The organism is Pseudomonas putida, assembly GCF_002906855.1.
GTDB classification, from domain to species: domain Bacteria; phylum Pseudomonadota; class Gammaproteobacteria; order Pseudomonadales; family Pseudomonadaceae; genus Aquipseudomonas; species Aquipseudomonas putida_N.
The window spans coordinates 1-12,125 of sequence record NZ_MINI01000048.1; the positions used below are offsets into that span (position 1 = coordinate 1).

Genomic DNA, 12,125 nt, shown 5'->3' on the forward strand with positions numbered 1-12,125 from the left:
CTTATAAATCAATATCTTACACTCAACTAACTGTTAGGGTCATTCAGATATAACGACGGCTGTGTAATCGCCAGGTCATACGACGCCAAGCCGTACGTGAAGATGGGCGAGCCCTATTTCCAGGCCAAGGAGAAGTTGCGGCGGCATGGCATCGTGGCATTTTCGTCCAACTATGCGCTGTATGGCGACATGAGCGAGCGGGTTATGTCGCTGATCGAATCGATGGTGCCTGCGGCCGAGGTCTACTCGATCGATAAAATGCTTCGCTGATCTCACTGGCGTGCAGGGGAGTCTGACCCAATTCGGCCGGGAGGTACGCGCCAAGGTGCTGCGCTGCACTGGCATCCCTGTCGGTGTGGGGATCGCCCGAACCAAGACTCTGGCGAAGCTCGCCAACCACACCGCGAAGCGGCTGCAGGCGCATACGGGTGGGGTGGTCGACATCACTGATGATTTCAAGCGCGACTGGGTACTGCGCAACACTGAGGTGAAAGAGGTCTGGGGCATTGGCCGGCGGATGACGGCACACCTCGAGGCGATGGGCATCTGCAGGGCCATGGACCTAGCGAAGGCAGATCCGCGGATGCTGCGTGACAAGTTCAGCGTGGTGGTGGAAAAGACAGCGCGCGAGCTCGCCGGCACGCCGTGCCTCGAACTGGATGAGGCTGATCCGCCGAAGAAGGAGATCTGCTGCAGCCGGATGTTCGGTAAGAAAATGACCGAACTGACACCAATCAAGCAGGCGGTAGCGACCTATGCAGCGCGAGCAGCCGAAAAGCTGCGCGCCCAGGGATCGGTGTGCAAGCGCATGCGAGTGTCGATCCGCACAGGCATGTTCAATCCCAACGAACTGCATTTGGCGAAAGGGGCGCTGGTTGAACTGCCTTACCCCACGAGCGACACTCTATTGCTCACGCGGGCAGCGACTGAGGCTGTGGAGAAGGTCTACCAGGACGGGTACCGCTACAGCAAAGCCGAGGTGCTGCTGCTCGATCTACGGCAACCAGGTGAATTCACTGACGATCTGTTCGCGTCAACGCAGCCAGTTGCCTGCGATCGCCTGATGTCGGTTATGGATGGCATAAACCTTCGGTACGGCAAAGGCACACTGAGGTCTGCCAACGTCCCCCGAAGCCCAGAGTGGGGTATGCGTCGAGAGCTCTTGAGCCAGTCGTTCACAACAAGGTTGGATGAGCTGTGGCGGGTTTACTGTAAGTGAATAACTAGTTAAGGTCTGGGAGAGCACACGCGCATACTTAATTGGCATTGCCAACTGGATAAATTAGCATCCAGTGTATATGCTCTCAAAAAATTCATCACCAACACGGCATACTAGATCAATAAGGAACTCCATGAAACTTCCAGGGCGAAATGAACGTTGCTGGTGCAAATCTGGGAAGAAGTTTAAACACTGCCACCTAGACATTGATCGCCAACCACCTGTAGCAGCACACACTGTCTTGCAAACCCTTGGCTCTTTCAAGAAAAATAAAAAATGTAGCGTACCGCAATCATTGCAGCACGAGTGCTCAGGCGGGATAATAAATGCCCACACCGTCTCAAAAAGCTCATCTCTGAAGGCGATAGCTAGAAACGGGCACGTATTAAAAATATCGATAGAACTAAAAGTTAATATCCCGCCAAAAATAAAATTGAGCGAGGTGGGTATAAATAGCGCCTCGACTTTTACAGGCTTCTGTGCCAGCCATGATAAAAAATTATTCTCAACAATCGAAGACCAACCGTTCAAGCCTGTACCATCACACTGCTTCCTGATTATGTACAGAGGCATTTCCAGAGAGATCTTCAGCAAAGAGTACGCCTCAAAAACCTTTGATTTCATGAGGATCCTAGACAGGGGAAAGAGCCTGGCTGAACAGGTCGTAATCCAGAATGCATCAGCCTTACTCGGGAATAATAACTCCTTAACAACAAGCGACCTAAAACACATAAAATCAAAGCTAGACACTATGTTAGTCACGGGCGACTACAGCGACTTAAACTACGCCGTATTCACACTTGAATCCCCACCACCGATAATGGGAAGTGCTATAGTTGGCCCGACATTCGACTTTGATGGATATGAAGCCCAGAAGATAACAAGCATTCCTGGCGACATGCCGGACTACATGACCATTAATTCATTCGCTAGTGACGGCAAAGGCTTCATTGTTTTATCCTGGCTTTCAGAACACTCTTTGACCTGCAACAAACTGATAAGACAATTCTTGGACAAGAAACTAACAGCCGACAGCCTGGCGGCCTTTATGGTGTTACTAATAGAGAACTTCTACATTTCACCAAGCTGGTGGGAATCACTGGATAACGGCACACAAGCCCTGATAAAAAATATGTACTCGCAAGGTGTAGAAACCCACACCGATGGCAACTCGATAAACATCGACCGCCCACTGCACTTCCCTGCAATAATAAATGTATCAATGAACCCCACGCTTTAGATCCAGCCATCATAAACTGAGCAGATGGAACCCGCGGCTGCCAGGACTTTGAAGGATCGGCGTATTCCATGATGCTCATTGTGAGCGCACGAGGGCGGCAGAGGGCGCTGGACTGTACGAGGGGCTTTTCAGTCCCGGCGCTCGCCAACAGAGGGTTTGCCCTTCGACATCGATCGAGAAATTCCACGCCGGCGGGCTAAGTATTTTCTGCTGAATCAGGATCATGGTTGCGCGAGGGTGTACTCGGCTTCGAGAGGACACCCATGAAACTGCCGATCCGAAAACACCTGCCCCTTGCTATGGGCCTGCTCATCCTGGGCGCCATCATCGCGTTCCAGCAGTACCAGCTGTCGACTCTGTCTCGCGCCGTGAATGGAGCAGCAGAAAAAGTCTCGATCGATGCACTCCAGAACAGGGTGAGCGCGATCGACGATCGGCTCGACAATGTGTCAGGCAAACCCCTGGTCACGATGGAAGACTTCCGTATAAGCCAGCAAGCGCTCTCGAGCCGGATCGATGCTGTGCAGGCCACAGCATCGCAGGCCCACGAGGCTGCAGCTGAAGCCACTCGCTCTTCCGCGACTGCGGGCGATCTCCTAGTACTGAAAGCCGACCTTGAGTCGCTCGACGGCAAACTGCAGAAAATGAGCAAGCCTCAGGCTCAGGCGACTGCACCAGCCCCCAAAACCTCCTCCAAACCGAAGGCGAAGCCCGCACCGGTTAAAGCCCCACCAATCCCGCAAGATCCTCCGCCCTTTCAGATGGTCGGCCTCGAATACCGAGGCGGAGAGCGTTTCCTGTCTGTTGCCCCCACTGGTAGCACGCGGCTGAGCCAGATCTACCTGATTCGGCCTGGCGAAGTGGTCAGCGGCAGCAACTGGCGCCTCAGGGCTGTAGATGAACGGACCGCAACCTTCGACGCCGGCGGAACAACCCGAACCCTGAGCATCCAGCCATGAGTAAAGCACCATGAATCTACCGATCGTTCGAGCCATCGCCTGCGCCTGCGCGTTTACCGCAATTGGCATTGAGGCCGCGCCGCTTCCTTCCGCCGCTGGAGGGGCCGCCTCCAGTGTTCAACAGCTCACCAGCGAAAGCACCCTGTCCCAGAACAAGCTCGATGATAGAGCCGCGCAGGAGTGGGGACTGACCCCCAAGGAGTACGAACGATATCAAGAGGTAATGCAGGGACCCCGGGGGGTGTATTCGCCAGGGCTTGACCCTCTCACCGCGCTGGGAATCGAGGCCCGATCAGAGAGCGAACGACGCCGGTTCGCCGAGCTGCAGGTCCAAGCAGAGCGCCAACGAGTCGATCGGGAGCTCGCCTACCAGCGAGCCTACGACGAGGCGTACCAGCGCATGTTCCCAGGCATCAAAGCCATTGAGATTTCGACCACCCCTTCGGGCCAGGCCGGATCCGGGAGCGGCCCAGCTCTGGAGGGCAACGGGCGCATGGCACTCTTCGTCAAAGACGACTGCCTACCCTGTATCAACCAGGTCAAACGGCTGCAGGCGTCACAGACGCCGTTTGATCTGTATTTCGTCGGCAGCCAGCAAGACGATGAAAGGATCCGCCGCTGGGCAATTCTCGCGGGTATTGACCCGTCCAGCGTTAAAAGCCGTCTGATCACACTGAATCATGACCAGGGCCGCTGGGTTCGCCTCGGGCTCGGTGGCTCGCTGCCAGCCGCCGTAACACAGGTGAATGGATCATGGCGTCGTCAGTGAGCGGGTGGCGGCTCTACGTTCTGTCGGTGGTTCTGCTCGCCGGCAACGCATGGGGTGTAGAAGATCCGCCAGCAGCTTACAAGGCGATCGGCATCAGACACGGGGTCCCGCCCGTTGTGCTCTATTCGGTGGCACTGCAGGAAAGCGGGACGCGATTGCGCGGGCAGCTTGTGCCGTGGCCCTGGACGTTGAATGTTGCCGGAACCGGCTACCGCTTCGCCACACGAGCAGACGCTTGCCAAGCTCTGATGATAGCGATTGTTAAGGCTGGACCCGCTCGAGTCGACGTGGGGCTGGGACAAACAAATATTCGCTTCAACGGGCATCGCTACCGCTATCCCTGCGAAGGCCTGGATCCATACAAGAACCTGGCGGTGACCGCTCAGATCCTGGCTGAACAAAAGGCTAAGGGTGGAACCTGGATCGATGCTGCGGGGCGGTATCACCGCCCTGCCGGGGGGGCGCCGGCCGCGAAGTACCGTAGCTATTTCACGAAACATCTTAGCCGGGTCACCGGCATCAAATTCGAGGTAGTGACCCCATGACATATCCCCACGCCCGGCGATCACACGCCGTGCAGGCCCTGGCCCTCGCGATCGTGAGCAGCCTGGCTCTGCCCTGCAATGCTGATCAGCAAGCGGTGCTCACCGTGGTGGAGGACCGTGGCGGCTCATCCGCACTGTCCTACTACCAAGACATTGATCCCGAGCCTACGCACACCACCCCAGTTGTGACTGGCGTCCGGGCGGGCGGGGCATTTCCGGTGTCGACTCCAGAACTGAGCCCCGGCCCAGTACATGGACGAGTGATCAACGCAGCAGGTCTGCAGCCGATGTTCATCGTTGGGGATGATCCAACGTCGCAGGCCTGGCTCAAGCAGAAGCTGTCGGCACTTCAAGGCCTGCAGGCAGTAGGCCTTGCTGTGAATGTCAGCAACGCTGCACGACTGCAAGAGATCCGCCGCTGGGCACCTGGGTTGCAGGTGATGCCTGTACCTGCCAGCGATATTGCTGGTCGCCTGGGGCTGCAGCACTACCCGGTGCTGATCACAGCTACAACCCTTCAGCAGTGAGAACCGGGATGCGCCCAACACGACTATCGCCAGTGTTCACACTGATCATCAGCCATCCCCTACACCGGCCCGGCCGGGAGCAAATGATTGAGCAGGTTCGCCATGTGAGCGAGCTGTACGGTGCTCGCTTGACAGGAATCTCCGAGCTCAACGAACACGCATTCGCCCAGCGCCTGGCCGAACGGCTGACACCGGACCAGGTTGAGCAAGCGCGTGCGGAAGTCGACGCCATGACATACACCGCGAGGACCTGAGATGGCGACATACACCCTTGAATCTCTGCTCCGGCCGCCGGTAGAGCTTTTCACTACTGCGGTCTGCTATGTGGCAGCTTCGCTTTGCATTTGCGCGCCCTGGGCTTTTGCGCTGACCCCACTATTTGGAATTGTCGCCGCGCTGGGTTTTATCTACCTGGGCACCATTCGGCTGCTGCAGGCGCGGAGGGTCCTAAGGTATCAGGCGAACCTCAGGCGACTTCCCCACTACACCATGACCAGCGCTGAAATGCCGATCAGCAACGAGCGCCTGTTCATCGGACGCGGGTTCCGGTGGACTCAGAAGCACACACAGCGCCTGGCCGACACCTACCTCCCTCAGTTCGCGGCATACGTCGAACCGACGAACCTTTATGAACGGGCGCGCTGGCTGGAGGAACGCCTAGAGTTCGCCCCCTTCCCACTGAAACTGATCACAAAACTCACTGGTTGGGATTCCAACTGGAACCCCGCTCGGCCTCTCCCACCAGTGGGTGGCCTGCCCAGATTGCACGGGATCGAACCAGATGAGCAGAATGTCAGTCTCCCTCTGGGTGAGCGCGTGGGCCACACACTGGTCCTGGGCACCACACGGGTAGGCAAGACTCGCCTGGCGGAAGTGTTCATCACCCAGGACATTCGCCGAACGCATCGCCGCGGGCCGCGAGTCCGCATGGGGCGACGGAGCCAAACCTCCCATCGATGGAGCCGGCGCCGGCGAGTAGAGGAACAGGCCGACCACGAGGTCGTGATCGTTTTCGATCCGAAGGGCGATGCCGACCTGCTCAAGCGCATGTACGTCGAGTGCAAGCGCGCCGGGCGCCTCGACGAGTTCTACGTGTTTCATCTGGGATGGCCGGATATCTCCGCTCGCTACAACGCCATCGGCCGCTTCGGCCGAATCAGCGAGGTGGCCACTCGCATCGCTGGTCAGCTCTCCGGCGAGGGTAACTCTGCAGCATTTCGGGAGTTCGCTTGGCGGTTCGTCAATATCATCGCCCAGTCGCTTGTCGCGCTCGGCCGTCGCCCTGACTACGAGCAGATCCGCCGGCACGTCATCAATATCGACGAGCTGTTCATTGAGTACGCACAGAAGTACTTCGCTGAACATGATCCGAAGGCCTGGCAAACCATTGTCGAGCTTGAAGGCAAGATCGATCGCAAGAACCTGTCTTTCGCCATGAAAGACCGCCCGCTGCGCGTGGTGGCCATCGACATGTACCTGACCCAGAAGCGCATCAACGATTCGGTTATGGATGGCCTGCGCAGCGCTGTCCGCTACGACAAGACCTATTTCGACAAGATCGTCGCATCGTTGCTGCCACTCCTGGAAAAGCTCACCACTGGGCGTATCGCTGAACTGCTTGCCCCCGACTACCTGGACCTCGCCGATGAGCGTCCCATCTTCGACTGGATGCAAGTGATCCGAAAACGCGCCGTGGTATATGTTGGCCTCGATGCACTATCCGACACCGAAGTCAGTGCGGCCGTGGGCAACTCGATGTTCAGTGACTTGGTCTCTGTTGCAGGCCACATTTACAAGCACGGCATCGACGACGGCCTGCCGGGGCATATGGCTGGGGGCAAGGTACGCATCAACCTCCACGCTGACGAGTTCAACGAGCTCATCGGGGACGAATTCATCCCGATGGTGAATAAGGCCGGTGGTGCCGGCATCCAGGTCACCGCCTACACCCAGACGATGAGTGACATCGAAGCGAAGATCGGCTCGAAGGCGAAAGCCGGCCAGGTGATCGGTAACTTCAACAACCTATTCATGTTGCGTGTTCGAGAAACCGCGACCGCTGAGCTGCTGACCAACCAGCTACCAAAAGTGCAGATCTACAACAGCACGCCGGCGAGCAGCGCGAACGACTCGGTCAACGGCAAAACCGCGTTCACCTCAAGCTCGCACGACCAGGTGCAGCTGGCGAGTGTGCCGATGATTGAGCCGGCCCACGTGGTGGGACTGCCGAAGGGACAGGCCTTCGCGCTCATCGAAGGTGGGAATCTGTGGAAAATCCGCATGCCGCTCCCCGCGAACGACCCAGATGAGGTCATGCCCGGCAACCTGCAGGAGCTGGCCGCCGGCATGCGGCGATCGGCAGCGTCCTCGAACGATTGGTGGGAAGCCCCTGGCTATCAAGAGCTGAAATCAGCTTTGCCCGAAGACCTGGTTGAAGATTTCCGCCAGGTGGCCACCGATGATGCAGCTTGAGGTGTAGCCAATGGCAGATGACGTATCAAAGAAGGCCGAACAGCAGCAAGAGCGACAGGAATCGCTGTTCAGCAAGATCTTCTGGTTCCCGATTACCTTCATCGGCGTAATGTTCAGCTCGCTGTTCCTCGCCATCGTGGTCGACTGGGTATGCCTGTACTTCTTCTGGCCAGAGGCCGGGTGGCGGCACGGTCAGCAAATGCTGGTCAGCGAGGTCGGCTGGTTGTCCAAGGGGCTGGTCCATAGCGCTGTCGTCCAAGAACCCGGGCGCACCGCGACCTGGCTGGTCACTGAAGCTTACGACTGGCTGGTCGTGAAGACCGGGATGCTTAGCTGGGTCCAGAGCATGGAGTCGATCGCTCAAGCCGGTCCCCGTAACGAGCTGGACATGCGCTATTGGGCCGCGCAGAGCGTCACAACGGTACAGAACTATGCCCTGGCTGCCCTCTTTACCGTCCTGGTGTTTTGCGTCCGCCTGGTCGTGCTGCTGATGACGGTACCGCTTTTTGCCATGGCTGCACTCACAGGCCTGGTCGACGGGCTGGTGCGGCGAGACCTCCGTAAATTTGGTGCCGGCCGAGAGTCCAGCTACCTGTACCACAAGGCCCGGGCAACGATGTTGCCGTTGGCCATTTTCCCCTGGACTTTCTACTTGGCGCTCCCGATCAGCATCAGCCCACTGCTGGTACTACTCCCCTGCGCTGCCTTACTCGGGGTGTCCGTGAGCATTACGGCCGCGAGCTTCAAGAAGTATTTGTGAGGAAGAGAACGATGCAATGGACACACGAGCAGTCGCCAATCATCCAGTCGGAAGCCCCGAAACTCCTTATCCAGGCCGGCGCTGGCAGTGGCAAGACCACAACGCTGGTGGGCTACGCGCAACACCACACCCGTCTGCGGATTCTCTATCTCTGTTACAACAAGTCGGTCGAGATCGCCGCGCGTGGCCGATTTCCGCGCAACGTGGTGAACAAAACTGCGCACGGCCTGGCCTACGCCGTCTATGGCACACAGTTCAGCCATAAGCAGACCAACAACTTGCGACTGACCGATATCGCCCGAGCGCTTGATACGCAGGACTGGGAGCTGGTCAGGGACGTGCTAACCACCCTCAACAACTATATGGCCAGCGCCGACGACCTGATCGAGCGCTGCCACTTTCCACGGTTCCGTGACCGCCCGATGCTTACCTCCGCCCAGGAGCGCTACCTGAACCAGGCGCTGGTAGCAGCGATGAGCATCTGGAAGCGCATGACTGACCTGCAGGACACAGCGGTGCAGATCACGCATGACGGATACCTGAAGCTGTACCAGTTGAGCAAACCCGACCTGAGCCAGCGCTTCGACTGTGTCCTGCTCGATGAGGGACAGGACGTAAACCCCGTCATCGCTGACATTGTGCGCATTCAGCGTATTCGCAAGGTGGCCGTGGGTGATCGTCATCAGCAGATCTATCGCTTTCGAGGGGCGGAAGACGCTCTAAATGCCAGCTGGATGGCCGGGGCGGAGAAGCACTACCTGACCCAGAGCTTCAGATTTGGGCCTGCAGTCGCCCATGTCGCCAACATCATCCTGTCCTACAAGGGAGAAACCAGGAAGCTGCAGGGACTGGGCGAGAAGACATTGGTGAAGAAGGCGTTGCCGGCCGGGCTGCCGCACAGGACATACATTCATCGGACCGTTATCGGGGTGATTGAAAACGCACTGTGCCTGGTCACCGAGAAGCCCAAAATCTACTGGGTTGGCGGCATTGACAGCTATTCAGTACGCGACCTCGAGGATCTGTTCTATTTCAGTCGCCAACAGCGCGATCTGGTCCAGAACAAAAAGCTGCTCCGTGACTACCGAGACTATGGCCAGTACGTGGAAATCGCCGAGGTTAGCCAGGACAGCGAGATGATCCGGTCCATCAAGATCATCAACATGTATCCGGATCTGCCTCAGCGAATCTTGGCCCTGCGCTCATGCACCGTGGACCAAGAGCTGGATGCAACTATCACCCTCACCTCTGCCCACAAGTCGAAAGGCCTGGAGTGGGACTTCGTCGGGCTCTTCGACGACTTCACGTCGGACCCGCTCTCACCTGACATCGATCCAGGTCGACGAGATGATGAGTTGAACCTCCTGTACGTTGCCGTCACCCGGGCGATGAAGATCCTCGCCATCAACAGTCTGGTGCTGTCCATCATGGAACGCTACGTGGACGCTCTCGCCCCAGGAGCGCGTCAAGCGCGCGGCTGATTAAATAAAGGAGTCACTATGAGCAAGAAATTCGAACACCGCGCTGACTATGTCGCTATTCCATTCAAAAACGCGACTAGCGGCGCTTGGATATTTAAGAGCACAGAACAGACGCTTGAGCCCGATGTTGCGTCTCTTTTGGCAGAAGAGGAGCAACTGCAGAAGAAGATGCTCGAGCTCGGAGCCCAAGGCTGGGAACTCGTCAGCACCCAGCCAGTGTGCCGGGGCGAGATCAAAGTGGGCAATCAAAATGCCCAGGCCTGGTCCTACGGGTTCCCAATGCCGGTCGGATATCTGCTCTTTTTCAAGCGCGAGTCAGTAGCCTGACCAATCAGGCGCTTTAGGCTTCATGATCATGCCCTGGAAGGAGGGCCAACATGGCGTTGGCCCTCCTGACCATCTCGACCAGCTCCACTGAGCTCACCTCTCGTCGGTGCTGAAGCATCTCGGCGGCCAAAACCGCTTTGTCGTAGCAACCTTCATCTCGGAAACGGGCACCCAGAAAGTCCGATACCCAAGCTTCAAACACCGGCGAGTTGGTGGTTTTCCGCGGCATAAGACTCCCCCACAGATCAGTTTTTCCCGTATGCCTACTCCTTGGCTTAACTTCGGCTCATTGTAATCGGTCTGGGCCGTTCAATCGCCCTACCAAAGTGGATCAATCCACTTCACCAAAGCGTGACCGGCTTAGAGAAAAAATTCTACGGACCTCAGATAAGTATTTCTTGAGGCGCCCCTCCACCTGGTCTCGGCATTCTGACGCCCACAGTCAGTTGCCCCAGAGCCCAGCCGTGAACAAGCCATCCCTCCTCCTTGTATCTCCTCGCCGAATCCTGCTTGGCGCGCTGATCAGCGTCAGCGGCGGCTTTTCACTAATACCGAGCGCTCAGGCGGCCGGTGCATCAGAACAGGCCAACATCGAGGTGATGATCCGGCAGCTGAACGCGCTGGAGGACTCGGCGCGGCGCAGCGCCACGATCGCCAGCGAACCTGGCCAGCGCTACTACTTCGACTATGAACGTCTGGCTGGCGACATCCAGCGCGTTCGCCAGGGCCTGCAAGAATACCTGACCCCAAGTCGCGCACAGCCGCGAGATCCGGCAGAGCTGGCTGGGAAATACACCCTCACCGGCGGGCGGATGCCATGAGCATGAGCGGCACTCAAGTCGCAGCTTTCAACGCTGCAAGCGGGGTCACCCCCCAGGCCAGCACCGTGCTGTTCGTAGGCACCGTCATCGCACTGTCGACCCTGTGGGGTGCCTGGGCGCTGTACAGCATCTACCGGGGCTGGGCGACTCAGAACATCGACAGAAACATTGCAGCCGCGTCGACCGTCAAGGTCATCGTCCTGCTGCTGATCCTCGCCACACTCGTTCTCAGCTAGCCAAGGAGCTAACCGATGTCTATCCGCACCATCACCAAGTCACTCACCGGCGCCGCCGCATTGATTATGGGCCTGCACCCAATCATTGCCGCTGCCGCATTACCAGGAGCACAAGCCCCAACACGCGGCGAGGGAACCAGCTGGCTGCAAACCATCCAGAACTACGGTTACGACGGTTTCATGCTGATCGGTCTCTTCCTGCTCGGAGCCATGATGGTGGGGGTCGCCTCCCATGCCTACGGCGTTTACCACGATATCCATGAGGGCAAGAAAAAGTGGCGAGACCTGGGGCTCACCGCTGTGGTCGGGATCTGCCTGATCGGCGTCGGCATCTTCATGGTCACCAAAGCTACTGGCGTCCTCTAACTGGTGATGCGATATGGCTGAGACCACTTACCTGAAGGATGGAACGCTCGATTTCCTTCCCCACAACCTTAATAGGCAGCCCATCGTCATGGGAGGTCTCACTGCGGATGAAATGTGGGGAACGGTCGGTGCTTGTGGAGGGGCCGGCGTGATTCTGGGCATCCCCGTGTCGTTCTTGTTCGGCAACCCAGCTCTCTTCATCGCTTGCGCTCTTGTAGGTGGAGCTCTGGGCTTGACCGTGGCAAGCCGGATCCTCCGGAAGATGAAACGCGGCCGCCCGGATACATGGTTTTACCGCCAGCTCCAGTTCTACAAGGCTCAACACCTCCCCTTCCTCGGTGGCCCCCAGTTGGTCATCCGGAAGGGAGCGTGGACATGCCGTCGTACAGGAAAGTAGGAATCT

At 57.8% G+C, this 12,125-nt stretch carries 14 protein-coding genes and 1 pseudogene; all 15 read left to right on the forward strand.

The annotated features are described in order from the left end of the window. Positions 1-51: 51 nt before the first annotated feature. Positions 52-1,219 (forward strand): annotated as a pseudogene (umuC, locus tag BGP85_RS22425) (translesion error-prone DNA polymerase V subunit UmuC); the annotation flags it as partial. A gap of 133 nt (positions 1,220-1,352) precedes the next feature. Then, positions 1,353-2,459 carry an SEC-C domain-containing protein gene (locus BGP85_RS29845; protein WP_023628656.1) on the forward strand — a complete coding sequence of 369 codons (1,107 nt, stop codon included), beginning with the start codon at positions 1,353-1,355 and terminating at the stop codon, positions 2,457-2,459. 263 nt (positions 2,460-2,722) lie between these two features. After that, positions 2,723-3,418, forward strand: coding sequence for a hypothetical protein (locus BGP85_RS28975; RefSeq protein WP_028690565.1), 696 nt, complete (start codon positions 2,723-2,725; stop codon positions 3,416-3,418). Positions 3,419-3,428: 10 nt separating this feature from the next. Further along, complete coding sequence (locus BGP85_RS22440) at positions 3,429-4,187, forward strand: TIGR03759 family integrating conjugative element protein (protein WP_023628657.1); 759 nt, start codon at positions 3,429-3,431, stop codon at positions 4,185-4,187. Further along, a complete protein-coding gene (locus BGP85_RS22445) occupies positions 4,172-4,732 on the forward strand; it encodes a hypothetical protein (RefSeq protein ID WP_023628658.1) in 561 nt (186 codons plus the stop codon). The genes BGP85_RS22440 and BGP85_RS22445 overlap by 16 nt, the downstream gene beginning before the upstream one ends. Further along, on the forward strand, positions 4,729-5,259 hold the full coding sequence (locus tag BGP85_RS22450) for an integrating conjugative element protein (protein ID WP_051555665.1): 531 nt from the start codon (positions 4,729-4,731) through the stop codon (positions 5,257-5,259). The genes BGP85_RS22445 and BGP85_RS22450 overlap by 4 nt, the downstream gene beginning before the upstream one ends. Positions 5,260-5,342: 83 nt before the next feature. Beyond that, positions 5,343-5,513, forward strand: coding sequence for a hypothetical protein (locus tag BGP85_RS28980; protein WP_152955717.1), 171 nt, complete (start codon positions 5,343-5,345; stop codon positions 5,511-5,513). 1 nt (position 5,514) lies between these two features. Continuing rightward, positions 5,515-7,731 carry a type IV conjugative transfer system coupling protein TraD gene (gene traD / locus BGP85_RS22455; protein ID WP_028690567.1) on the forward strand — a complete coding sequence of 739 codons (2,217 nt, stop codon included), beginning with the start codon at positions 5,515-5,517 and terminating at the stop codon, positions 7,729-7,731. Between the two features lie 10 nt (positions 7,732-7,741). Beyond that, entirely contained in the window at positions 7,742-8,491 is a 750-nt protein-coding gene (locus tag BGP85_RS22460) for a TIGR03747 family integrating conjugative element membrane protein (protein WP_023628661.1), read from the forward strand. An 11-nt stretch (positions 8,492-8,502) separates the two neighbouring features. Continuing rightward, on the forward strand, positions 8,503-9,972 hold the full coding sequence (locus BGP85_RS22465) for a UvrD-helicase domain-containing protein (protein ID WP_023628662.1): 1,470 nt from the start codon (positions 8,503-8,505) through the stop codon (positions 9,970-9,972). An 18-nt stretch (positions 9,973-9,990) separates the two neighbouring features. Further along, entirely contained in the window at positions 9,991-10,299 is a 309-nt protein-coding gene (locus BGP85_RS22470) for a hypothetical protein (RefSeq protein ID WP_023628663.1), read from the forward strand. A 503-nt stretch (positions 10,300-10,802) separates the two neighbouring features. Further along, positions 10,803-11,120 (forward strand): integrative conjugative element protein, RAQPRD family, encoded by a 318-nt coding sequence (locus BGP85_RS22480; RefSeq protein ID WP_028690570.1) that lies wholly within the window; start codon positions 10,803-10,805, stop codon positions 11,118-11,120. Positions 11,121-11,122: 2 nt separating this feature from the next. Beyond that, a complete protein-coding gene (locus BGP85_RS22485; protein ID WP_371040110.1) occupies positions 11,123-11,356 on the forward strand; it encodes a TIGR03758 family integrating conjugative element protein in 234 nt (77 codons plus the stop codon). A 66-nt stretch (positions 11,357-11,422) separates the two neighbouring features. Then, positions 11,423-11,722 carry a TIGR03745 family integrating conjugative element membrane protein gene (locus tag BGP85_RS22490; RefSeq protein ID WP_230852930.1) on the forward strand — a complete coding sequence of 100 codons (300 nt, stop codon included), beginning with the start codon at positions 11,423-11,425 and terminating at the stop codon, positions 11,720-11,722. Positions 11,723-11,735: 13 nt separating this feature from the next. Next, positions 11,736-12,119: a TIGR03750 family conjugal transfer protein gene (locus tag BGP85_RS22495; RefSeq protein WP_023628668.1), complete on the forward strand. Its 384-nt coding sequence runs from the start codon at positions 11,736-11,738 to the stop codon at positions 12,117-12,119. Positions 12,120-12,125: the final 6 nt, after the last annotated feature.

Bases quoted from the DNA above. Each gene is read 5' to 3' on its own strand.
- BGP85_RS29845 (WP_023628656.1), top strand. From the start codon at position 1,353: ATGAAACTTCCAGGGCGAAATGAACGTTGCTGGTGCAAATCTGGGAAG.
- BGP85_RS28975 (WP_028690565.1), top strand. From the start codon at position 2,723: ATGAAACTGCCGATCCGAAAACACCTGCCCCTTGCTATGGGCCTGCTC.
- BGP85_RS22440 (WP_023628657.1), top strand. From the start codon at position 3,429: ATGAATCTACCGATCGTTCGAGCCATCGCCTGCGCCTGCGCGTTTACC.
- BGP85_RS22445 (WP_023628658.1), top strand. From the start codon at position 4,172: ATGGCGTCGTCAGTGAGCGGGTGGCGGCTCTACGTTCTGTCGGTGGTT.
- BGP85_RS22450 (WP_051555665.1), top strand. From the start codon at position 4,729: ATGACATATCCCCACGCCCGGCGATCACACGCCGTGCAGGCCCTGGCC.
- BGP85_RS28980 (WP_152955717.1), top strand. From the start codon at position 5,343: ATGATTGAGCAGGTTCGCCATGTGAGCGAGCTGTACGGTGCTCGCTTG.
- traD (WP_028690567.1), top strand. From the start codon at position 5,515: ATGGCGACATACACCCTTGAATCTCTGCTCCGGCCGCCGGTAGAGCTT.
- BGP85_RS22460 (WP_023628661.1), top strand. From the start codon at position 7,742: ATGGCAGATGACGTATCAAAGAAGGCCGAACAGCAGCAAGAGCGACAG.
- BGP85_RS22465 (WP_023628662.1), top strand. From the start codon at position 8,503: ATGCAATGGACACACGAGCAGTCGCCAATCATCCAGTCGGAAGCCCCG.
- BGP85_RS22470 (WP_023628663.1), top strand. From the start codon at position 9,991: ATGAGCAAGAAATTCGAACACCGCGCTGACTATGTCGCTATTCCATTC.
- BGP85_RS22485 (WP_371040110.1), top strand. From the start codon at position 11,123: ATGAGCGGCACTCAAGTCGCAGCTTTCAACGCTGCAAGCGGGGTCACC.
- BGP85_RS22490 (WP_230852930.1), top strand. From the start codon at position 11,423: ATGGGCCTGCACCCAATCATTGCCGCTGCCGCATTACCAGGAGCACAA.
- BGP85_RS22495 (WP_023628668.1), top strand. From the start codon at position 11,736: ATGGCTGAGACCACTTACCTGAAGGATGGAACGCTCGATTTCCTTCCC.